General features: G+C 59.7%; 19 protein-coding genes and 2 tRNA genes. 15 read left to right on the top strand and 6 right to left on the bottom strand.

Annotated elements, in window-relative coordinates; genetic code table 11:
• Window positions 1–85 precede the first annotated feature (85 nt).
• A complete protein-coding gene (locus tag ACM1ZW_RS15380) occupies window positions 86–1801 on the top strand; it encodes a proline--tRNA ligase (RefSeq protein WP_017336780.1) in 1716 nt (571 codons plus the stop codon).
• Between the two features lie 17 nt (window positions 1802–1818).
• Window positions 1819–2772, top strand: coding sequence for a hypothetical protein (locus ACM1ZW_RS15375; protein ID WP_017336779.1), 954 nt, complete (start codon window positions 1819–1821; stop codon window positions 2770–2772).
• A 92-nt stretch (window positions 2773–2864) separates the two neighbouring features.
• Here ACM1ZW_RS15375 and dinB read toward each other — a convergent pair whose 3' ends face one another.
• The gene (dinB, locus tag ACM1ZW_RS15370) at window positions 2865–3926 is read right to left on the bottom strand and encodes a DNA polymerase IV (RefSeq protein WP_017336778.1); all 1062 of its coding nucleotides are present in this window, start codon (window positions 3924–3926) and stop codon (window positions 2865–2867) included.
• A 301-nt stretch (window positions 3927–4227) separates the two neighbouring features.
• Here dinB and ACM1ZW_RS15365 point away from each other — a divergent pair.
• The 6 genes from ACM1ZW_RS15365 to ACM1ZW_RS15340 all read left to right on the top strand — a co-directional run bounded on the left by ACM1ZW_RS15365 (window position 4228) and on the right by ACM1ZW_RS15340 (window position 10961).
• A tRNA-Met gene (locus tag ACM1ZW_RS15365) sits at window positions 4228–4304 on the top strand.
• A gap of 206 nt (window positions 4305–4510) precedes the next feature.
• Window positions 4511–4587, top strand: a tRNA-Met gene (locus ACM1ZW_RS15360).
• A 278-nt stretch (window positions 4588–4865) separates the two neighbouring features.
• The gene (gene mprF, locus ACM1ZW_RS15355; RefSeq protein ID WP_017336777.1) at window positions 4866–7508 is read left to right on the top strand and encodes a bifunctional lysylphosphatidylglycerol flippase/synthetase MprF; all 2643 of its coding nucleotides are present in this window, start codon (window positions 4866–4868) and stop codon (window positions 7506–7508) included.
• The gene (locus ACM1ZW_RS15350) at window positions 7508–8803 is read left to right on the top strand and encodes an AcvB/VirJ family lysyl-phosphatidylglycerol hydrolase (RefSeq protein ID WP_416740786.1); all 1296 of its coding nucleotides are present in this window, start codon (window positions 7508–7510) and stop codon (window positions 8801–8803) included. Before mprF ends, ACM1ZW_RS15350 begins: the two co-directional genes overlap by 1 nt.
• A 571-nt stretch (window positions 8804–9374) precedes the next feature.
• A complete protein-coding gene (locus tag ACM1ZW_RS15345) occupies window positions 9375–9680 on the top strand; it encodes a DUF3077 domain-containing protein (protein WP_414884893.1) in 306 nt (101 codons plus the stop codon).
• A gap of 318 nt (window positions 9681–9998) precedes the next feature.
• Window positions 9999–10961 carry an IS110 family transposase gene (locus tag ACM1ZW_RS15340; protein WP_017341458.1) on the top strand — a complete coding sequence of 321 codons (963 nt, stop codon included), beginning with the start codon at window positions 9999–10001 and terminating at the stop codon, window positions 10959–10961.
• A gap of 100 nt (window positions 10962–11061) precedes the next feature.
• Here the strand turns inward: ACM1ZW_RS15340 and ACM1ZW_RS15335 are convergent, their stop codons facing one another.
• Window positions 11062–12963, bottom strand: a complete 1902-nt coding sequence (locus ACM1ZW_RS15335) for a potassium transporter Kup (RefSeq protein ID WP_416740785.1) — start codon at window positions 12961–12963, stop codon at window positions 11062–11064.
• Window positions 12964–13250: 287 nt separating this feature from the next.
• Here ACM1ZW_RS15335 and rimO point away from each other — a divergent pair, with 287 nt between their 5' ends.
• The 6 genes from rimO (at window position 13251) to tsaA (ending at window position 18477) form a co-directional block, all read left to right on the top strand.
• On the top strand, window positions 13251–14588 hold the full coding sequence (rimO, locus tag ACM1ZW_RS15330; protein WP_017336772.1) for a 30S ribosomal protein S12 methylthiotransferase RimO: 1338 nt from the start codon (window positions 13251–13253) through the stop codon (window positions 14586–14588).
• Window positions 14589–14702: 114 nt separating this feature from the next.
• Window positions 14703–15176 (top strand): GNAT family N-acetyltransferase, encoded by a 474-nt coding sequence (locus tag ACM1ZW_RS15325; RefSeq protein WP_416740784.1) that lies wholly within the window; start codon window positions 14703–14705, stop codon window positions 15174–15176.
• 187 nt (window positions 15177–15363) lie between these two features.
• Window positions 15364–16074, top strand: a complete 711-nt coding sequence (locus ACM1ZW_RS15320) for an rRNA pseudouridine synthase (RefSeq protein WP_414884892.1) — start codon at window positions 15364–15366, stop codon at window positions 16072–16074.
• 75 nt (window positions 16075–16149) lie between these two features.
• Window positions 16150–16620 carry a DUF1456 family protein gene (locus ACM1ZW_RS15315; RefSeq protein WP_017336769.1) on the top strand — a complete coding sequence of 157 codons (471 nt, stop codon included), beginning with the start codon at window positions 16150–16152 and terminating at the stop codon, window positions 16618–16620.
• A 195-nt stretch (window positions 16621–16815) separates the two neighbouring features.
• Window positions 16816–17586 (top strand): SDR family oxidoreductase, encoded by a 771-nt coding sequence (locus tag ACM1ZW_RS15310; protein WP_017336768.1) that lies wholly within the window; start codon window positions 16816–16818, stop codon window positions 17584–17586.
• Window positions 17587–17778: 192 nt separating this feature from the next.
• Window positions 17779–18477, top strand: coding sequence for a tRNA (N6-threonylcarbamoyladenosine(37)-N6)-methyltransferase TrmO (gene tsaA, locus ACM1ZW_RS15305; protein WP_416740783.1), 699 nt, complete (start codon window positions 17779–17781; stop codon window positions 18475–18477).
• Window positions 18478–18609: 132 nt separating this feature from the next.
• Here the strand turns inward: tsaA and fpr are convergent, their stop codons facing one another.
• Window positions 18610–19389, bottom strand: a complete 780-nt coding sequence (fpr, locus tag ACM1ZW_RS15300; protein ID WP_003443014.1) for a ferredoxin-NADP reductase — start codon at window positions 19387–19389, stop codon at window positions 18610–18612.
• Window positions 19390–19511: 122 nt separating this feature from the next.
• Between fpr and ACM1ZW_RS15295 the strand changes: the two genes are divergently transcribed.
• Entirely contained in the window at window positions 19512–20438 is a 927-nt protein-coding gene (locus ACM1ZW_RS15295) for a LysR family transcriptional regulator (RefSeq protein ID WP_031318445.1), read from the top strand.
• Here the strand turns inward: ACM1ZW_RS15295 and ACM1ZW_RS15290 are convergent.
• From ACM1ZW_RS15290 to ACM1ZW_RS15280, 3 genes are all read right to left on the bottom strand, one after another.
• Window positions 20435–20797, bottom strand: a complete 363-nt coding sequence (locus ACM1ZW_RS15290) for a diacylglycerol kinase (RefSeq protein ID WP_017336765.1) — start codon at window positions 20795–20797, stop codon at window positions 20435–20437. The two genes, ACM1ZW_RS15295 and ACM1ZW_RS15290, sit on opposite strands and share 4 nt — an antisense overlap.
• Window positions 20798–20872: 75 nt before the next feature.
• Entirely contained in the window at window positions 20873–21523 is a 651-nt protein-coding gene (erdR, locus tag ACM1ZW_RS15285) for a response regulator transcription factor ErdR (protein ID WP_017336764.1), read from the bottom strand.
• Window positions 21524–21732: 209 nt separating this feature from the next.
• A complete protein-coding gene (locus ACM1ZW_RS15280) occupies window positions 21733–22476 on the bottom strand; it encodes a tRNA-uridine aminocarboxypropyltransferase (RefSeq protein WP_017336763.1) in 744 nt (247 codons plus the stop codon).
• Window positions 22477–22483: the final 7 nt, after the last annotated feature.

Raw genomic sequence — 22483 nt, 5'->3', positions numbered from 1 at the left:
ACCGACCGCACGCCTGTACGCCAGCAGATCTCGCCCGTACAATGCTCCGTCATTTCTCGTCATCAGCAACCGACAACGGCCAACCATGCGCACCAGTCAATTTTTGCTCGCCACACAGAAAGAAACGCCTTCCGATGCGGTCGTGATCAGCCATCAGCTGATGCTGCGCGCCGGCATGATCCGCAAACTCGCCTCGGGCCTGTACACCTGGCTGCCGATGGGCTTGCGAGTGATGCGCAAGGTCGAAGCCATCGTTCGTGAAGAAATGAACGCCGCGGGCTCTCTCGAAGTGTTGATGCCGAGTACTCAACCGGCTGAGTTGTGGCAGGAATCCGGTCGCTGGGAAGAATACGGCCCTGAGTTGCTGCGCTTCAAGGATCGCCACGGTCGCGACTTCTGCGCCGGCCCGACCCACGAAGAGGTCATCACCGACCTGATGCGCAACGAGCTGAGCAGCTACAAACAGCTGCCGATCAACCTGTATCAGATCCAGACCAAATTCCGTGACGAAATCCGCCCACGCTTCGGTTTGATGCGCGGCCGCGAATTCATCATGAAGGACGCCTACTCGTTCCACGCTGACCAGCCTTCGCTGCAGGTCACGTACGACCGCATGCACCAGGCGTACTGCAACGTGTTCACCCGTCTGGGCCTGAAATTCCGCCCTGTTGAAGCCGACAACGGCTCCATCGGCGGCGCCGGCTCCCACGAGTTCCACGTACTGGCCGAATCCGGCGAAGACGACATCGTCTTCAGCAACGGTTCCGACTACGCCGCGAACATCGAGAAGGCCGAAGCCGTGCCACGGGAAACCTCCCGTCCGGCGCCGGCTGAAGAGCTGCGCCTGGTCGACACGCCAGAGACCAAAACCATCGCCGCGCTGGTGGAAAAATTCAATCTGCCGATCGAAAAGACCATCAAGACCCTGGTGGTGCACGCCGAAGAGAAAGGCAAGCTGATTGCCTTGATCATCCGTGGCGACCACGAGCTGAACGAAATCAAGGCCGCCAACCAGCCAGGCGTTGCCAGCCCGCTGGTCATGGCGTCCGAAAGCGAATTGCGTGACGCGATTGGCGCCGGTGCCGGCTCGCTCGGCCCGTTGAACCTGCCGCTGCCAATCATCATCGACCGTTCCGTCGAGCTGATGAGCGACTTCGGTATCGGTGCGAACATCGATGACAAGCACTACTTCGGCGTGAACTGGGAGCGTGACCTGCCGGTTCCGACCGTTGCCGACCTGCGCAACGTCGTGGCGGGCGACCCTAGCCCTGACGGCAAAGGCACCCTGGAAATCAAGCGCGGCATCGAAGTCGGGCACATCTTCCAGCTGGGCAACAAGTACAGCAAGGCGATGAAGTGCGAAGTGCTGGGCGAGAACGGCAAGCCGGTCACCCTGGAAATGGGTTGCTACGGCATCGGCGTTTCCCGCGTGGTGGCCGCCGCCATCGAGCAGAACAACGACGAGAACGGGATCATCTGGAGCGACACACTGGCGCCATTCCAGGTTGCCCTGGTGCCGCTGCGCTACGAAACCGAGCAGGTTCGCGAAGCCACCGACAAGCTGTATGCAGAACTGACTGCGGCCGGCTTCGAAGTGCTGCTGGACGACCGCGACAAGAAAACCAGCCCGGGCATCAAGTTCGCGGACATGGAGCTGATCGGCATTCCTCACCGGATCGTGGTCAGTGACCGCGGCCTCGCCGAAGGCAATCTGGAATACAAGAGCCGCACCGAGCCCGAGGCGCAAGCGCTGCCGGTCGCTGACGTGCTGTCCTTCCTCCAGGCCCGTATCCGCCGCTGACACCAGATAGAGAAGTCATGTTCAAGCGAAACACCTTAGGCCTCGGTGGTGCCGCCCTGTGCGGCACCCTGCTGGTCAGCGGCTGTGCCAATCACATGTCACAACGCAGCGAGCACGAGGAACGTGTCGAGCGCAAATTGCTCGACCACAGCCTGCAGATCGATGTCGGTGAGCCCAAGGTGCTTGAGCTGCCGCAACGCCGGGTGAAAATCCACGAGCAGAAGACCTTCGAAGTCACCGAGTTCGAAGTCACGCGACATTACGACCGCTACACGCCTTACCAACCCTGGCGGGAGATCTACGAGATCCCGCTGGGCGCGGTGGCCGTGGTGGCGGGTGTAGGCGCGAACGTGGTCAACGTGTTCACCCTCGGCAATTTGCCGGATAGCGTGACCAAGGACTGGTTCAGTTACGGTTTTGCCGGGCTAAATCCGTTCATGAACGCGCCGTCGCACGGTCGTGCGCAGCAGAACCTGGCGGGTATCGACGAGGTCCAGCTCGACAAGCGCACGGAATACTCGAGCCTGCCGTGGAGTGAGCGCCCGGTGGAGGTCAAGGCCGGCAAGGAAACGTTCGAGCTGAGCACTGACAAAAACGGTGTGTTGCGCCTGAACCTGCTGGACAGCCCGTTCGCCGAACATGACATCAACCATCTGAGCCGGCTGCTGATCAAGGTCGAAGATGGTCAGGACGATGTGCATACCGACTCAACCCTGGCGGTCAGCAGCTCGTTGCGCGGCAAACTGCTTGAAGCCCATGGGCTGATTTACGACGACCTTGAAGACGACGAAGTGAGCCAGTGGGTCCACCGAGTCAAACGTCTGTCGGAGCTGGGCCTGGAAGAAGAAGCCAGCGAGCTGGAACAGAGCCTGATCGAGCTGACTCGCAACGATCCGGAGTTGCAGACTGAATTCCTCAAGTCATTGACCAAGGATGCCGGGCGATTGGTGGCGGATCCGGGACCGAATTAAGCCTCCTAAAAGATCGCAGCCTTCGGCAGCTCCTACGCGGTATTTTTCCTCTGCCGGAGCCGCCGAAGGCTGCGATCTTTTGTTTTTAGAGGTTATCGCTCAAACAACTCCATCTGCTCAAACCCGCCGCGCAAATCCTCCAGCCTGACCCCAATCCCCAACAACCGCACCGGCTTCCCGCCGCGATTGAACGCCTGGGTCAGCAACAACTGATAACTCCCCAGGTCCCGCCCTGCCCCGGCCTGCTCAAGGGTGGTCTGGGTAAAGTCATGAAACTTCACTTTGACGAACGGCTTGCCCGGTCGATAACTGTCGTCAATCCGAGCCATGCGGCCCGCCAGGGTTTCCAGCAACTCCGGTAATTTATCCAGGCAGCTCACCAGATCCGGCAGATCCACGTCATACGTGTTTTCGACACTGATCGATTGCCGCCGACTGTCGTTGTGCACCAGCCGCTCATCGATCCCACGGGCCAGACTCCAAAGTCGTTCGCCAAAGCTGCCGAATTCACGCACCAGCGCCAACTTGTCCCACTCGCGCAAATGCGAGCAATCGACAATGCCGAGCCTGCCCAGTTTGTCGGCCGTCACTTTGCCCACGCCGTGCAACTTGCTCACGGGCAAGCCACTGACAAAGTCCTCGACCTGATCCGGCGTAATGACGAACAAACCATTGGGTTTCTTCCAGTCGCTGGCAATCTTGGCCAGGAATTTGTTCGGCGCCACGCCGGCCGAAACCGTGATGTGCAACTGATTGGACACCCGTCGGCGGATGTCCTGGGCAATTCGTGTGGCGCTGCCGCCGAAGTGCGCACTGTCCGACACATCGAGGTAGGCCTCATCGAGGGAAAGCGGCTCGATCAGGTCGGTGTAATCGCGAAAGATCGTGTGAATTTCCTTCGAGGCTTCTCGATAGGCGTCCATGCGCGGCTTGACGATGGTCAGGTCCGGGCACAACTTCAAGGCATGCCCGGAAGACATCGCCGAACGCACGCCATACGCTCGCGCTTCATAGTTGCAGGTGGCAATCACTCCGCGCCGATCCGCCGACCCGCCCACCGCCAGCGGTTTTCCGGCCAGGCGCGGGTCGTCACGCATCTCGATGGCAGCGTAGAAGCAGTCACAATCGACGTGGATGATTTTTCGCTGGGTCATATGAAAGCGGTGTTCATGGCGTAGAAAAGGAGACATGGCAGGCCGGGTTGGCAGTATCTCACTGACACCTGTATATAGCACCAGTAGTCTGAATGTTCTTTCCTGCCAGTAGGAAAAGTCGCAGATGAATTTATTTTCTCAATCGAAAGACAGCCTGCGATAGAGCTGGAAGCCTTGCCACGCTTGACTCGCAGCCGATTACACTGGCGTGCTTTCAAGCTAACCGATTGAACCAGAACAGGTTTTATCCAGATTGAAGGTTGACAGCCCGGCGATCCTCTGTAGAATGCCGACACACAGACGCGGGATGGAGCAGTCTGGTAGCTCGTCGGGCTCATAACCCGAAGGTCGTCGGTTCAAATCCGGCTCCCGCAACCAAACATCAAAAAAGGCTACTCGAAAGAGTGGCCTTTTTTGTGCGCGCCTGTTTTTGCCCCCTCTTTTCACCGGAACCGAGAAATCGTTCTGCTTCCGAAACTTAGCGCTCCCCTGCGACCGTTCGCCGCTTATTCACGCTTATTTGACCCGGTTCCGGATTAACGGTTGACACACAGGCGTATCTCTATAGAATGCCGCCACACAGACGCGGGATGGAGCAGTCTGGTAGCTCGTCGGGCTCATAACCCGAAGGTCGTCGGTTCAAATCCGGCTCCCGCAACCAAACATCAAAAAAGGCTACTCGAAAGAGTGGCCTTTTTTGTATCTGTTGAAAAAGTCCTTTCGCAACAATGACCTGTCACTCTGTGGGGAAGTGTTCGGGATCACTGAAGCGCTGAGATCAGACTATGCTGGATCGCAGACGGAATCCTCCACGACGGATGACCTGCCATCGCCGACACCCGGCGAGAGGCGTTAATATTTGTGATTATTTTTTTCTACAGGGATTGGTAACTTGGCTGGATACCCCCATCCTGTCGCGCACAATCCAAGAGGTGATTGATGCGCGCCAACTCGTCTGATCCACAAGACACTGTCACAGCGACACAACCCATCAAGCCCGAGCGTTTGCGCTTGCTTGATCAGGTCAGCAAGTATCGCCAGCCCATCGGCCTGGCGGTCACCCTGCTGTTGTTCGCGATCGCGCTGATTGCCTGTCGCCATCTGCTGAGCGAACTCGATCTGTACGCTCTGCACGACTCGATTCTTGAAGTACCGAAACCGGCACTGTTGGGCGCACTGGCAGCGACGGTCGTGGGCTTCATCATATTGCTCGGCTATGAATGGTCGGCCAGCCGCTATGCCGGCGTAACGCTGGCGCCGCGAATTCTTGCCCTCGGCGGATTCACGGCATTCGCCATCGGCAATGCCATCGGTCTGTCGATGCTCTCGGGGGGCTCGGTTCGCTATCGTTTATATGCACGTCATGGTCTGGGGGCTTCCGAAGTCGCGCACATGACGCTGTTCGCCAGCCTCTCGCTTGGCTGCGCCCTGCCCCCGCTGGCCGCCCTCGCGACACTGAGTAACCTGCCAGCCGCGTCCGCCGCCCTCGGTCTCTCCGAGATATTGCTGGGTGTGATCGCTGCCGCCGTGCTGCTGCTGTTTATCGTGCTGGCGGTCGGGATCTACCGTCGTCGCCTGCCGGAGCAGCCTTATGCGGACAACCTGCTGGTCAAGGTCGGTCGTCGCACCTTGCGCCTTCCGGGCCGCCGCCTGACGTTCCTGCAACTGATCATTACCGCCCTTGACGTCGCTGCCGCCGCAACGGTGCTGTATCTGTTGTTGCCGGAAGCGCCGCCCTTCGGTGCGTTCTTGCTGGTGTACCTGCTGGCGTTGGCCGCAGGCGTGCTCAGTCATGTGCCCGGCGGTGTCGGGGTATTCGAAGCGATTCTGCTGGCCGCCTTCGCCGACAAACTCGGCGCTGCACCACTGGCCGCCGCACTGCTGCTCTATCGCCTGATCTACGTGGTGCTGCCGCTGCTGGTGGCTTGTCTGCTGCTGCTGATCAACGAAGGCCAGCGCCTGTTTCAGACGCGTCAATCTTTGCGCGCCGCGTCCGGCCTGGCCGCGCCGATTCTGGCGGTGCTGGTGTTCCTGTCTGGCGTGGTGCTGCTGTTCTCCGGCGTAACTCCGGAAATCGACACGCGCCTGGAACACATCGGTTTTCTGATTCCCCATCGACTGGTCGACGCCTCGCACTTCGGCGCCAGCCTCGTCGGCGTGCTCTGCCTGCTATTGGCTCAGGGCCTGCGCCGCAGACTGTCGGCCGCCTGGATGCTCACCACCATTCTGTTGCTGGTCGGTGCCGTGCTCTCGCTGCTCAAAGGTTTCGACTGGGAAGAAGCCTGCCTGATGACCCTGACCGCGAGCCTGCTGGGGGTTTTCCGCCGCTCGTTCTATCGCCCGAGCCGATTGACTGAATTGCCGTTTTCGCCGCTGTATCTGGTGTCGAGCCTGTGCGTGCTCGGTGCGTCGATCTGGTTGCTGCTGTTCGCTTATCAGGACGTTCCGTACAGCCATCAACTCTGGTGGCAGTTCACCCTCGACGCCGACGCCCCGCGTGGCCTGCGCTCGTTGCTGGGCGCCGCCGTGCTGCTGGTGGTGGTGTCCCTGACCTGGCTGCTGCGCACTGCGCGCCCGGTGATTCACCTGCCGACGCCGGATGAGCTGGACCGCGCGGTAAAAATCCTGATGGCTTCCGCACAACCGGATGGTGGCCTCGCCCTGACCGGTGACAAGGCGCTACTGTTCCACCCCAACGACGAGGCGTTCCTGATGTACGCCCGCCGTGGGCGTAGCCTCGTGGCCTTGTACGACCCGATCGGCCCGACCCAGCAACGGGCCGAAATGATCTGGCAGTTCCGCGACCTCTGCGACATCCACCACGCCCGGCCGGTGTTCTATCAGGTCCGCGCGGAAAACCTGCCGTACTACATGGACATCGGCCTGACCGCGATCAAGCTCGGCGAAGAGGCCCGGGTCGATCTGCAGCGCTTTGATCTCGAAGCCAAGGGCAAGGAGATGAAAGACCTGCGCTACACCTGGAACCGTGGCACCCGCGATGGCCTGTCGCTGGAAATCCATGAACCAGGACATGCGCCAATGGATGAGCTCAAGGTGATTTCCGATGCCTGGCTGACCGGCAAGAACGTGCGCGAGAAAGGTTTCTCCCTCGGCCGTTTCAGCGATGACTACCTCAAGCATTTCCGCGTCGCGGTGATTCGTTTCGAAGGGCGTCCGGTGGCGTTCGCCAACTTGCTCGAGACTTACGGCCACGACCTGGCCAGCCTCGACCTGATGCGCGCGCACCCGGATGCCCCCAAGCTGACCATGGAGTTCATGATGGTCGGCCTGATTCAACATTATAAAAATCATGGATACGCGCGTTTCAGCCTGGGCATGGTGCCGCTGTCGGGGTTGCAACCCCGTCGCGGTGCACCGCTGACCCAGCGCCTGGGCTCGATGGTCTTCCGCCGTGGTGAGCAGCTTTACAATTTCCAAGGTTTGCGCCGCTTCAAAGACAAGTTCCAGCCTGACTGGGAACCCCGTTATATGGCCGTGCCCGCCGGACTCGATCCGCTGGTTGCCCTGGCCGACACTGCTGCCCTGATTGCGGGCGGCTTGACTGGATTGGTGAAACGCTGATGATTCAACGCTCCCTGCGGTACGTACTGGCCACACTGGTAGTGCTGGCCCTGATTCTCGGTGGCGGTTACTGGTACCTCAAACGTCCGGCGCCAGAACCGACCCTGGAACAGCTGACACCGGCCGGCGGCGCGGCGATGACCCGAGTCATTCCCGGCAACACGCCCCGCGCCCAGGTGCTGGTGGCGGTCAATGAAGACCAGAAACTCAGCGACAAGCAATTGATGACCCTCAGCCGCAGCGGTTCGGCGCAGATCGTTCAGGTGATCCTGCCCAAGGAATGCCTGCTGCAAAGCCGCGCCCTGCAAGCGGGCCTGAGAGAACTCAAAGGCCCGGCGACCCTGGTCAGCGGCATCGGCCCTGGCGCCGTGCTGGCGTGGCGCTGGTTGTCCGAGCAGAAGGACGACAAGTCCCAGGCCGTTTCGGTGGACCTGGCCCTGGAAAAACCCGGCTGTACCCACCTGCTGCCGAAAAGCGCCGCTCACGGCCACTGGCTGGTGGCGTGGAACGACAACCCGGACGACACCAGCGCCGGTTTCGTACGCGATCAGCCCAACGCCGAAACCAGCATTAGCGACTACGACATCAACCTGCCACAAGTGCTGAACAACGAACTGCGCAAGCTCCTCGTCGGTGGCGACAAAGCCGCTGGCGGCCTGCAGATTCCAGTGGTTGAAGTGCCGGCCGGCCAGGCCAAGGATACGGTCACCCTGTTCCTCTCCGGCGACGGTGGCTGGCGCGACCTCGACCGCGACGTGGCGGGCGAGATGGCCAAGATCGGCTACCCGGTGGTCGGCATCGACACCCTGCGCTACTACTGGCAGCACAAGAACCCGGAGCAAAGCGCCCTGGACCTCGCCGAACTGATGCAGCACTACCGGCAGAAATGGGGCACCAAGCGCTTCATCCTGACCGGCTACTCGTTCGGTGCTGACGTATTGCCGGCGATCTACAACCGCCTGGAAGCCTCGGAACAGCAACGCGTCGACGCAATCATCCTGCTGGCCTTCGCCCGCACCGGCAGCTTCGAGATCGAAGTCGAAGGCTGGCTCGGCAACGCCGGCAAAGAAGCCGCCACCGGCCCGGAAATGGCTAAGCTGCCCGCCGAGAAAGTGGTGTGCATCTACGGTGAAGAAGAAACCGACGAAAGCGGCTGCACCGACAAGACCGCCGTGGGCGAAGCGATCAAACTGCCCGGCGGTCACCACTTCGACGAGAACTACCCGAAACTGGCCCAGCGGTTGGTGGAGGTGATTGAGAAGCGTCAGGCGAAGGAGACAGCGGCGCAGGAGTGATCTGAACCCGCCCACAAAAAAGCCCTCGTTGCCTTACGGTAGCGGGGGCTTTTAAATTCCAGCAGACACACTGCCCCTGTGCGGGCTTGCTCGCGAAAGCGGTGGGTCAGTCGATATCAGTCTTGAATGTCAGTCCGCATTCGCGAGCAAGCCCGCTCCCACATTGGATCTCCACCGTCTTCTCCAGCGGCGTGTGAAATCGCGCTTCGCGTTTAGTTTTGTTTACTTAAGGTGACGCAATATCAGATGACGCCCGCAGACCTTGTAGGCAAACTCCGAATCGTGTTTTTTGGGCACTTTGATGCCTTGTTGCGCTTTTCTTTGACGGGATAGTCTCCGGACGTCGCTGACCATTCAGCGATCGGGCTTGGAAACCCGTCGAATCAAAGCGCTAGAGCCCCCTGCATGAATGCAACCGATTTTATGGCTGCAATCTAGAGTAATGGCGGCTGTGCGTGGGACGCCCTCGGGCGTGCCGGTTCCTTGGTTCCCGGTTTTCCAACCTGCGTACAGCTGCCACCCATTCGCTTGGAAACGATTGTGGCAGCTCCTCGAACCCTGGAGTAAAACCATGACAAATACAAAACAGTCCGAAGCCTCAGAATTAAAAACCATCGGCCTCACCCCCTTCATCTACTGTTCAAACCAACCGCTGTTCCATGTCACGCGAGACGTTCCCCTCGGCGATGCGCTAGCCATGGCCTCCGATTTTCTGTTCCTGGCCAAGGAACTGACCCGAGATGCTGCCTTTAATCGTGATACCGACCGCCATATCTGGGCCGCACATTATCTGACGGCGATGAGCAAGGCCGTGGTGGATGATGCGGTGAAAGTGTTGGAGCGACCGGCTGCGACGAATACCGAATCTAAAAAATGATGGCATGAGCCCAATTCAGCAGGCGCCAAGATTCCTTGTGGGAGCGAGCCTGCTCGCGATGACGGCGGTACATCCAATATACCTGTGACTGACAGAATGCTTTCGCGAGCAGGCTCGCTTGTATGTTTAGACTTGAAGGGGTGGGTGGGACTAAAGCTCGTCATCTGACTCTGACCAGTACAGACCGTGGGAGACTTCGTCCCACCCCTTCACCTAATGCGCCGATAAGGAATGCATCGGCTCGGACCGACGATAGAAACAAGCCAGCGCAACGGTGAACCCCGTCAAGTATCTAAACCCTAGCTCGGAGGGTGTGCCATGACAATCCTGGATTCGCAGGTGGTCGTCGGTGTGGATGTGGCGAAGGACGAGATCGTTATCTATCGATCCGACCTGGAAAAGACCCTAAATATCGCGAACAAGCGATCAACCTTGAAGCAATGGCTCAAGACGCTGCCAGCGCACAGCGCTATCGCGCTAGAAGCGACCAATATCTATCACCTTGATACAACGGAAATGGCCCATGAAATGGGCCATGACGTTTACGTCATCGATGGCAGTCGCCTCAACAAATACCGCGATGGAATAGGCATGAGGGCGAAAACAGATACGTTGGATGCCGAACTGCTGGCCCGTTACTTGAGCCGCGAATCCGACAGATTGAGGATCTGGAATCCGCCACCGAAGGCTTACACTCAAATGAAAAGCCTGCTTCGCCGTCGGGCTCAGTTGGTCCGGGCCTGTGTTGCACTCAAGCAGAGCTGGAAAAACGAATCCTTGCTGAAAGAGCACTTCAACCAGCTTCTGGCCGCCATTGCCCAGTTCGAAAAGATGATTCAGAAAACGCTCAAGGAAATTGCTGAGGAAGGTGGGATTGATGATCAGGTGAAGCGTTGCCAGGCCATCGAGGGCGTAGGGCTCCTGACGGCCACCGCAGCGGCCACTGCTTTTATGCGTGGGGAATTTGCCAACAGCGACGAGTACGTCGCTTTCCTCGGCATGGATCCGCGTGTGAGGCAGTCAGGACAAAAGGATCAAAAGCGTCGACTCTCTAAACGAGGGGACTCGGAGTTCCGGCGCTTGTTTCACAATAGCGCTATGGCTGCCAGCCGTTCGCCGACCTGGAAGCCGTACTACGAACGCTATCTGGCCAGAGGTCTAAAAGGCACTCAGGCCTTGGTTATCCTGGCACGCAAGCTGGCCAGAGTGATGTTTGCCCTGATGAAAAACCAAACCGAATACAAGCCAAATTCTATGTTTGGGTGTTCCCCCCAAACATAGAATCTCCCACAGGGGGCTGCGTGAAGCTCGGATCAGGACACAAGACACAAAAAAGCCCCCGCTGCCGCACTGGCAACGGGGGCTTTTTGATGTCGCGGGCTTACATCTCGACCTGCGTCCCCAACTCAATCACCCGGTTCAACGGCAGATTGAAGAACCGCAGATTGCCATTGGCATTCTTCAACATGAACGCAAACAACGCCTCGCGCCAACGCGCCATGCCTTCAAGCTTGGAGGCAATGACCGTCTCGCGACTGAGGAAGTAGGTGGTGCGCATCGGGCTGAAGTCGAGGTCATCGAGATGACACAGCTTGAGCGCTTGCGGCACGTCCGGCTCGTCGACGAAGCCAAAGTGCAGGATCACCCGGAAGAACCCTTCGCCGTAGGAATCGACCTCGAAGCGCCGCGTCGGCGGTACTCGCGGGATGTCTTCGTACACCACGGTCAACAGCACCACTTGCTCGTGCAGTACCTGGTTATGCAGCAGGTTGTGCAACAGCGCATGAGGCACAGCATCCGGGCGCGCAGTCAGGAACACGGCGGTGCCCTGAACACGATGCGGCGGTTGTACCGCAATACTGCTGATGAAAATCGGCAGTGGCAGCCCGCCTTCGTCCATGCGCTCTACCAGCAACTGCTTGCCGCGTTTCCAGGTGGTCATCAGCACGAACAGCGCAATACCGGCGATCACCGGGAAGGCCCCGCCCTGAACGATTTTCGGCACGTTGGCCGCGAAGTACAGACCGTCCACCAGCAGGAAACCAATCAACACCGGCACGGCAAGGACTGGCGGCCATTTCCACAGCAGCAACATCACCGCCGACACCAGGATGGTGGTCATCAGCATCGTACCCGTCACCGCCACGCCATAGGCCGAAGCCAGGGCGCCAGAGGATTCGAAGCCGAGCACCAACAGGATCACGCCGACCATCAGCGCCCAGTTCACCGCACCGATGTAGATCTGGCCCTGTTCGGCGCTGGAGGTGTGTCGGATGTGCATGCGCGGAATGTAGCCGAGCTGGATCGCCTGACGAGTCAGGGAGAACGCACCGGAAATCACCGCCTGCGAGGCAATCACCGTGGCCAGGGTCGACAATCCCACCAATGGAATCAACGCCCAGCTTGGCGCCAACAGATAGAACGGGTTACGCGCCGCTTCCGGATCACCGAGCAGCAACGCACCCTGGCCGAAGTAGTTCAGCACCAGCGCCGGCAGCACGAGGATGAACCAGGCGCGGGCAATCGGCTTGCGCCCGAAGTGGCCCATGTCGGCGTACAGCGCTTCGGCGCCGGTCAATGCCAGCACCACTGCGCCGAGGATCGCCACGCCCATGCCCGGATGCTGGGTGAAGAAACGTACACCCCAGACCGGGTTCATCGCTTGCAACACTTCCGGGTGCTGCACGATGCCGTAGACGCCCAGCGCGCCCAGGACCAGGAACCAGGTGACCATGATCGGCCCGAACAGAATGCCGATACGCGCGGTGCCGTGGCTCTGGATCAAAAACAGCGCCACCAGCACGATCAACGACAGCGGCACCACCCAATGGTCGATGCCTTCGAAGGCCAGTCCGAGGCCTTCAATCGCCGAGAGCACGGAAATCGCCGGGGTGATCATGCTGTCGCCATAAAACAGCGCCGCGCCGATCAGCCCGCAGACCACCAGCAACGTCCGCAATTTCTTATGCCCCGACGCCGCCCGCCGGGCCAGCGCGGTCAACGCCATGATCCCGCCTTCGCCCTGGTTGTCGGCACGCAGCACAAACATCATGTACTTGATCGAGACGACCCAGATCAGCGACCAGAAGATCAGTGCCAGGATGCCCAACACGCCGTCATGGTTGACCGGCACACCGTAGCCACCGGAAAACACTTCTTTGAGGGTGTACAGCGGGCTCGTGCCGATGTCGCCATAAACCACCCCGACCGCCGCGACCAGCATGCCGATCGGCTTTGCCGCCGAATGCCCGGCGCTCGCTGCCTGACTACTTGCCTGACCCATCCAACACTCCCACTACCCAGACCGGACTTCTTTAAAGAAGCACTATGCTTTGTCATGCAGCATGCGCTGTTTTACTTATGGTTACAGACGTTTTGTTGACTGTAAAAAATCGGTAAAGCGTAACGGCGCGAAGCATAGCGCAGCACTCGTCGTATTTCCCTCCATAAAGCTGGTCAATTGAACGTCTCATCGCTAGAATTGCGCACTTTTTGATCAGAGGCGCAGCAAGCGCCCGTTTGTCGCCTTGCCGTCTTCGGCTGGAGGCGTCACAAATACCGAGGTTAGACATGTCCACCACTCCTGCGCCGGCCAATCCAAAGGTTGGCTTCGTATCCCTGGGTTGCCCCAAAGCACTCGTCGACTCCGAGCGCATCCTTACCCAGCTGCGCATGGAAGGTTATGACGTTGTGTCCACCTACCAGGACGCCGATGTCGTGGTGGTCAACACCTGCGGCTTCATCGACTCGGCCAAGGCCGAATCCCTGGAAGTGATCGGTGAAGCCATCAAGGAAAACGGCAAGGTCATCGTGACCGGCTGCATGGGCGTCGAAGAAGGCACCATCCGCAACGTCCATCCAAGCGTGCTGGCCGTGACCGGTCCGCAGCAGTACGAGCAAGTGGTCAATGCCGTGCACGACGTCGTGCCGCCGCGTCAGGATCACAACCCGCTGATCGACCTGGTACCGCCGCAAGGCATCAAGCTGACCCCGCGCCACTACGCGTACCTGAAGATTTCCGAAGGCTGCAACCACAGCTGCAGCTTCTGCATCATCCCGTCGATGCGCGGCAAACTGGTCAGCCGTCCGGTCGGTGACGTGCTCGACGAGGCCCAGCGCCTGGTCAAGGCCGGCGTCAAAGAGCTGTTGGTGATCTCGCAGGACACCAGCGCCTACGGCGTCGACGTGAAATACCGCACCGGTTTCTGGAATGGCGCGCCGGTGAAAACCCGCATGACCGAACTCTGCGAAGCCCTGAGCACCCTCGGTGTCTGGGTGCGCTTGCACTACGTCTACCCGTACCCGCACGTCGACGAGCTGATCCCGCTGATGGCTGCCGGCAAGATCCTGCCGTACCTGGACATCCCGTTCCAGCACGCCAGCCCGAAAGTCCTGAAAGCCATGAAACGCCCGGCGTTCGAAGACAAGACCCTGGCGCGCATCAAGAACTGGCGCGAGATCTGCCCGGACCTGATCATCCGTTCGACCTTCATCGTCGGTTTCCCCGGCGAAACCGAAGAAGACTTCCAGTACCTGCTGAACTGGCTGACCGAAGCCCAGCTCGACCGCGTCGGCTGCTTCCAGTACTCGCCGGTCGAAGGCGCACCGGCCAATCTGCTGGACGCGGCCATCGTTCCGGACGACGTCAAGCAAGACCGCTGGGACCGCTTCATGGCGCACCAGCAGGCCATCAGCTCGGCGCGCCTGCAAATGCGCGTCGGCCGTGAAATCGAAGTGCTGGTGGACGAAGTCGACGAGCAAGGCGCGGTCGGCCGCTGCTTCTTCGATGCCCCGGAAATCGACGGCAACGTGTTCATCGACAACGGCAGTAACCTGAAGCCGGGCGACAAAGTCTGGTGCAAGGTCACCGACGCCGACGAATACGACCTGTGGGCTGAACAGATCTAAACGCAAAAAATACGAAAAGCCCTGCTCTCTTGACGAGATGCGGGGCTTTTTTACGTCTATCGTTTTGTGGAAGAAAGGACTCGCACAACCATCGGTGAAAAGGGGCATTCGGCCATGCGCCAACATTCGGTCATTCACACGCCGAAACAGAGCGATTATCAGGAACTGACGCAAGTCTGGGAGGCCTCGGTGCGCGCCACCCATGACTTTCTGCCGGACAGCTACATCGAACTGTTGAAGAACCTGGTGCTGACCCGCTACCTCGACGCGGTCATGCTGATCTGCACCAAAGACCCGCGCCAGCGCATCACCGGGTTCGCCGGCGTCGCGGCGGGCAAGATCGAAATGCTCTTCATCGACCCTGCTCATCGCGGCCAGGGCCTGGGCAAACAGTTGCTGCGTTACGCCATGGAACACCTGAACGCCGATGAACTGGACGTCAACGAGCAGAACCCGCAGGCGCTGGGGTTCTACTTCAAACAAGGGTTCGAGGTGATCGGCCGCTCGGAGGTCGACGGCATGGGCCAGCGTTATCCGCTGTTGCACATGCGGCTGCGCCAGGCGCAACAACGGACGCGCAATGGCTGACACCATAGAACCCCAGTGGGAGCTGGCCTGCCAGCGATTGCATCACCTCGGTGTATCCGACAAACCGTAGCCTCTGCATCGCGGGCAGGCCAGCTCCTACAGGAAATTCAACCGTACTGAAATGGAGCCGGGATTAACCGGCGCCCAGCAGGTACAATGCTCACCCCTTTTTTGTTACGGCCCTGTCATGACTGACCCGATTCGTCTCTCCAAACGCCTCATCGAACTCGTCGGCTGTTCCCGTCGGGAGGCTGAGCTGTTCATCGAGGGCGGCTGGGTCACCGTGGACGGCGAAGTCATCGACGAGCCGCAGTTCAAGGTCGACACCCAGAAAGTCGAGCTCGACCCGGAGGCCAAGGCCACTGCGCCGGAGCCGGTGACCATCCTGTTCAACGTGCCGGCCGGCATGGACGCGGACACCGCCATGGCGTCCATCAGCGCCGACACCCTGAGCGAAGAGCACCGCTTCAGCAAACGTCCGCTCAAGGGCCATTTCCTGCGCCTGACCGCCAGCACCGACCTGCAGGCCAACGCCAGCGGGCTGCTGGTGTTCACCCAGGACTGGAAGATCCTGCGCAAGCTCACCGCCGACTCCGCGAAAATCGAGCAAGAGTATGTGGTCGAGGTTGAAGGCGACATGGTGGCCCACGGCCTCAACCGCCTGAACCACGGCCTGACCTACAAGGGCAAGGAACTGCCGCCGGTCAAAGCCAGCTGGCAGAACGAAAACCGCCTGCGTTTTGCGATGAAGAACCCACAACCGGGCGTGATCGCCCTGTTCTGCCAGGCCGTCGGCCTGAAGGTCGTCGCCATCCGCCGCATCCGCATCGGCGGCGTGTCCATCGGCAAAGTGCCGTTGGGTCAATGGCGCTACCTGTCCGGCAAAGAGAAGTTCTAAGGCTTTTCACGCCGCCATACATTTCGGCGCCGCGGCTTGTGCGGCGCCCACTGCTGAATATCAGGATTGCACACCATGATTCATAACGACGTACTGCGCAGCGTGCGCTACATGCTCGACATCAGCGACAAGAAAGTCATCGAGATCATCAAGCTCGGCGGCATGGACGTGTCCCTGGAAGACCTGTTGACCTACCTCGACAAGAAAGAAGAAGACGAAGAAGGTTTCGTACGCTGCCCGGACGAAGTCATGGCGCATTTCCTCGACGGTCTGGTGATCTTCAAGCGCGGCAAGGACGAAAGCCGTCCGCCGCAGCCGATCGAAGTGCCGGTGACCAACAACATCATCCTGAAGAAACTGCGCGTGGCCTTCGAACTGAAAGAAGACGACATGCACGCGATCCTCAAGGCCGCCGAGTTCCCGGTCTCCAAGCCTGAACTGAGCGCGCTGTTCCGCAAGTTCGGCCACACCAACTATCGCCCGTGCGGCGACCAGTTGCTGCGCAACTTCCTCAAGGGCCTGACCCTGCGCGTTCGCCCGCAGTAAGCGCGCCCCGCGGATCTTCTGTGTAGGCGCTGCCAAAGGCTGCGATCTTTTGATTTTCGAAATCAAGATCAAAAGATCGCAGCCTTCGGCAGCGCCTACAAGGCTGTATAGAGCTTCATTCCTCGCAAAAATAGTGGCTCCGCTTCGGGCGGCTGACGACTAGGGTGTATTGACCCTCAGCTCTCAGGATTCGCCATGCACCCGTACTTTTCCCTGCAAGGCCGCACCGCTCTGGTGACCGGCGGCACCCGTGGTATCGGCAAAATGATCGCCAAGGCCTATGTCGAGGCCGGCGCCACCGTGTACGTCTGCTCGCGGGACGCCGAAGCCTGCCTGCAAACCGCCGAGGAGCTGAGTGCCCTCGGTCACTGCCACGGCGTGGCGGCCAATCTGGCCACCGAAGAAGGTGTGCTTCAACTTGCCACGCGACTGGGCGAACAGATCAACCATCTGGATATTCTGGTGAACAACGCTGGCACCACCTGGGGCGCGCCCCTGGAAAGCTACCCGGTCAAGGGCTGGGAAAAGGTCATGCAGCTCAACGTGACGTCGGTGTTCAACTGCATCCAGCAGTTCTTGCCGCTGTTGCGCAAGGCCGGTTCAGAAGCCAATCCGGCGCGGATCATCAACATCGGCTCGGTGGCGGGGATTTCTTCCTTCGGCGAACAGGCGTATGCCTATGGGCCGAGCAAAGCGGCCTTGCACCAATTGTCGCGGATTCTGGCGCGGGAGCTGGTGAGCCAGCACATCAACGTCAACGTGATCGCGCCGGGACGTTTTCCGAGCAAGATGACGCAGCACATAGGCAACGATGAACAGGCGCTGGCGGACGATACGGCGCTGATTCCGATGAAGCGCTGGGGCCGCGAGGAAGAGATGGCGGCGTTGGCGATCAGTCTGGCGAGTACGGCCGGGGCGTATATGACCGGGAATATCATTCCGCTGGATGGTGGGTTTAGTCTCTGATACCCGCTTTTGTGGCGAGGGAGCGTGCTCCCGCTCGGTTGCGAAGCAACCGCCTACAGCACCGAGTTTCCCCTGGAGAAAACCGGTGAAGGTGGTTGGGGGCGCTTCGCGCCCCGGCGGGAGCAAGCTCCCTCGCCACAGGGTGCGCATGGGCTATCATGTTCGCCCTCATCCCCGCCTCGATCGCAAACCATGACCTACAGCGTTTCCCCCATCGGCTTCGTTCGCTCCTGCTTCAAGGAGAAGTTCGCCATCCCGCGCCAGCCACAACTGGCCCCGGCCGCTCGCGGCGTGCTGGAACTGGTGGCGCCGTTCGATCAGGGCGATGCGGTGCAAGGCCTGGAGCAAGTGAGTCATATCTGGCTGCTGTTTCTGTTCCACCAGGCGCTGGAAGAAAAACCCCGCCTGAAAGTCCGCCCTCCTCGCCTCGGCGGCAACAAGTCCATGGGCGTGTTCGCCACCCGCGCGACGCACCGACCCAATGGCATCGGCCAATCCGTGGTGAAGCTGGACAAGGTCGAAGCCAATCGCCTGTGGATATCCGGCATCGACCTGCTCGACGGCACGCCGATTCTCGACATAAAACCCTACGTGCCTTACGCCGACATCATCGACACGGCGTCCAACAGCATCGCCAGCGCGGCACCGCGACTGATTCCCGTGCAGTGGACGGACTCAGCGCTGCAACAGGCTCATGGCCACGCTCAGCGTCTTGAAGAGCCGCTGGTGGAGTTGATTGAACAGTGCCTAGCGCAAGATCCACGGCCGGCGTATCAGACGCCTGCGCCTGAACGCGAATATGGGGCGCAGTTCTGGGATGTGGATGTGCGATGGCATTATCCCGAGGCGGGCGTCATCCGCGTCCGGGAAGTCATTCCCGCAAAAACCTGAACGCCAGAAACCACTGTGGGAGCGAGCCTGCTCGCGATAGCGGTGTGGCAGTCGGCAATAATGCTGACTGATACACCGCTATCGCGAGCAGGCTCGCTCCCACAGGGAAAGCAAAGCCGTCAGGCGTTGTGCTTACTTCTCGACGAACGCACGCTCGATCAGGTAATCACCCGGCTCGCGCATCCGCGGCGAAACTTTCAGGCCGAAGCTGTTCAACACTTCGCTGGTCTCGTCGAGCATGCTCGGGCTGCCGCACAGCATGGCTCGGTCGTCCTGCGGGTTGATCGGTGGCAGACCGATGTCGCTGAACAGCTTGCCGCTGCGCATCAGGTCGGTCAGGCGACCTTCGTTCTCGAACGGCTCACGGGTCACGGTCGGGTAGTAGATCAACTTGTCACGCAGGGCCTCGCCGAAGAACTCGTTCTGCGGCAAGTGCTCGGTGATGAATTCGCGGTAAGCGACTTCGTTGACGTAACGTACGCCGTGGCACAGGATCACTTTTTCGAAACGCTCGTAGGTTTCCGGGTCCTGGATGACGCTCATGAACGGCGCCAGGCCGGTACCGGTGCTGAGCAGGTACAAATGTTTGCCAGGCTTCAAGTCATCCAGCACCAGCGTGCCGGTAGGCTTCTTGCTGATGATGATCTCGTCGCCTTCCTTCAGATGCTGCAACTGGGAAGTCAACGGGCCATCAGGCACCTTGATGCTGAAGAACTCGAGATGCTCTTCCCAGTTCGGGCTGGCAATCGAGTAAGCGCGCATGAGCGGCCGGCCGTTGGGCTGTTGCAGGCCGATCATCACGAACTGACCGTTCTCGAAGCGCAGGCCCGGATCGCGGGTGCACTTGAAGCTGAACAGAGTGTCGTTCCAGTGGTGAACACTGAGGACACGCTCGTGGTTCATGTTGCTCATGTACGTGGGACTCCTGGAGATTTTGCCTGCGCCTATGATGTGCGCAATTGCATAGCATTCTAATGGCAGCGACAATATCTGTTAAATGGATTATTAAGATAAGGGTTATCGGTTATATAGATATGCGATTTACTCTCCGTCAACTTCAAGTCTTTGTCGCCGTCGCCCAGCAGGAAAGCGTATCCCGTGCTGCGGGCTTGCTCAACCTGTCGCAATCGGCGGCGAGCACCTCCATCACCGAACTGGAACGCCAGTCGAGCTGTCAGCTGTTCGATCGCGCGGGCAAACGGTTGAGCCTCAACGCCCTCGGCAAACAGCTGTTGCCGCAAGCGGTGGCGCTGCTCGACCAGTCCAAGGAAATCGAAGACCTGCTCAACGGCAAGTCCGGCTTCGGCTCTTTGGCTGTCGGCGCGACGCTGACCATCGGTAATTACCTCGCCACGCTGCTGATCGGCAGCTTCATGCAGCTCCACCCGGAAAGCCAGGTGAAGCTGCACGTGCAAAACACTGCCAACATCGTGCAGCAAGTTGCCCACTATGAAATTGATCTGGGTCTAATCGAAGGCGACTGCAGCCATCCGGACATCGAAGTACAGAGTTGGGTCGAGGATGAGCTGGTGGTGTTCTGCGCGCCCCAGCACCCGCTGGCCATTCGGGGCACGGCGACCATGGAAGAACTGAGCCATGAGGCGTGGATCCTGCGGGAACAGGGCTCTGGTACGCGGCTGACCTTTGATCAGGCCATGCGTCACCATCGCAGCGCGTTGAATATCCGCCTGGAGCTGGAACACACTGAAGCGATCAAGCGCGCGGTAGAGTCGGGATTGGGCATTGGCTGCATTTCACGGCTGGCCCTGCGCGATGCATTCCGCCGCGGCAGCCTGGTGCCGGTGGAGACACCGGACCTGGACCTGGCGCGGCAGTTCTACTTCATCTGGCACAAACAGAAATATCAGACGTCAGCGATGCGCGAATTCCTCGACCTGTGCCGCGCCTTCACCGCCGGGGTGCAGCGCAGCGACGAGATCGTGCTGCCCACCATCGCTTAAAGCAGGATCACCGCCCACACCAGCCCGATCATGGTCAACGCTACGAACTGGGCGGCGCTGCCCATGTCCTTGGCGTTCTTGGACAGCGGGTGAAGCTCAAGGGAGATGCGGTCAATGGCCGCTTCCACCGCAGAGTTGAGCAACTCGACGATCAATGCCAACAAACAGACGGCAATCAACAGCGCCTGCTCGACGCGGCTGACGTTCAAAAAGAACGAAATCGGGATCAGGATGACATTGAGCAACACCAGTTGCCGAAAAGCCGCTTCGCCGGTGAAGGCTGCGCGCAGGCCGTCCAGGGAGTAACCGGAAGCGTTGAGGATGCGTTTCAGGCCGGTCTGGCCTTTGAAAGGGGACATAAAGTGGCAACTGACCAAAAAAGGAGTGGGAAAGCTAGATCAACCGAAGTCAAAAAAGCGTGAAGGGGCCAACCTTTAGTGGCTTGAAATTGACTCAAGTTGTTGCAGGAGCAACGCCGCCTGGGTCCGGGTGCGCACATTCAGCTTACGGAAAATCGCCGTGACGTGTGCCTTGATTGTTGCTTCGGACACGCTCAGTTCGTAGGCAATCTGCTTGTTCAACAAACCTTCGCAGACCATGGTCAACACCCGGAACTGCTGCGGCGTCAGGCTGGCAAGGCCTTCGCTGGCGGCCTTGGCTTCGTCGGAAACGCTGACTGCTTCAAACGCCTGGGGCGGCCAGAACACATCGCCATCCAGCACCGCACGTACGGCTTTCTGGATAACGCTCAGGTCACTCGATTTGGGAATGAAACCGCTGGCCCCGAACTCACGGGACTTGACCATGATCGAGGCCTCTTCCTGGGCCGACACCATCACCACTGGAATTTGCGGGTACTGACCGCGCAACAGCACCAGCCCGGAAAAACCGTAGGCTCCCGGCATGTTCAGGTCCAGCAGCACCAGATCCCAGTCGGACTTTTCGTCCAGACGGGTTTCCAGCTCGGCAATGCTAGCCACTTCCACCAGACGGACGTCCGGGCCAAGGCCAAGGGTCAACGCCTGATGCAGGGCGCTACGAAAAAGAGGGTGGTCATCGGCAATCAGGATTTCGTATGTGGCCATTTTTCAAATGATCCTGTTTTTCTAACAACTCGAGGTACAGCCACGGAGCTGCACCAACAGGGCACGTTCAACGCCAATCACGTGGCAATTCACGTAAAGAAACGGCGTATCAAACTTTGGCCGCGCCCTAATCGGCGCCAAGCATGCCCAGCGAAACCGGGGTGGTCAAGGTGTCTGGCCGGTACAGTTCTTTGCAGTATGGGCGACAATCAGGCCGAGACAGCAGCCGTTTTCTGCACGAAAGGCATCAGCTCGGCATGTGCCGGTGTCGTGACGTCCATTTCCAGCTGGCGTTTGGCATCGAGGTAATGCTGGCTGAACACATCAAAATAAGCGTCCAGTGCCGACGCGGCAGCGCCATCTCCCGCCAGATCGAGGCACAGCGCCGCCACTTCGGCCGTGCACAAATGCTCGCTGCGGGTCGACCGGCGCAGCCGATAACGTGAAAGCTTCTCGGGCAACAGGCTCAGGATCGGCAGCGCATCGAAATAAGGACTTTTGCGGAATATCTTCCGGGCTTCGGTCCAGGTCGCGTCCAGCAGAATGAACAGCGGCCGCTTGGCGCTATCGACTTCGACCGTGTTCGTCACTCGTTCAGGCGCAACGTACTCGCCGGGAAAGACCAGATACGGTTGCCATTGCGGGTCGGCGAGCAATGCCAGCAACTGCGGATCGGTTTCCGTACGCGACCAGATGAACGCATGGTTGTCGCGCACCACGTCAGCGATCAGCCACCCCGTATTGCTCGGTTTGAACACTTCCTTGTTGGTCATGATCAGGCACACGCCAGAGCGGGTCTCGACCTGCGGACGCCACGCGCACAGGCAATGGCTCTCGATCACGCGACAGGCACGGCAACGGGGTGCCCGCCAGCCACGGGCCTGAATCGGCTTGATGCCCTCCTCTTCGCGCTGGTCACGCAAGCGGGCTACGGCGTTGGGGGCGTGGTTCATCGCAGGA

It is taken from the genome of Pseudomonas sp. NFX71, assembly GCF_048079215.1.
Classification (GTDB): domain Bacteria; phylum Pseudomonadota; class Gammaproteobacteria; order Pseudomonadales; family Pseudomonadaceae; genus Aquipseudomonas; species Aquipseudomonas fluorescens_B.
Note: the sequence above shows the minus strand (reverse complement) of the source record. Positions and strands in the feature narration are given on the sequence as shown.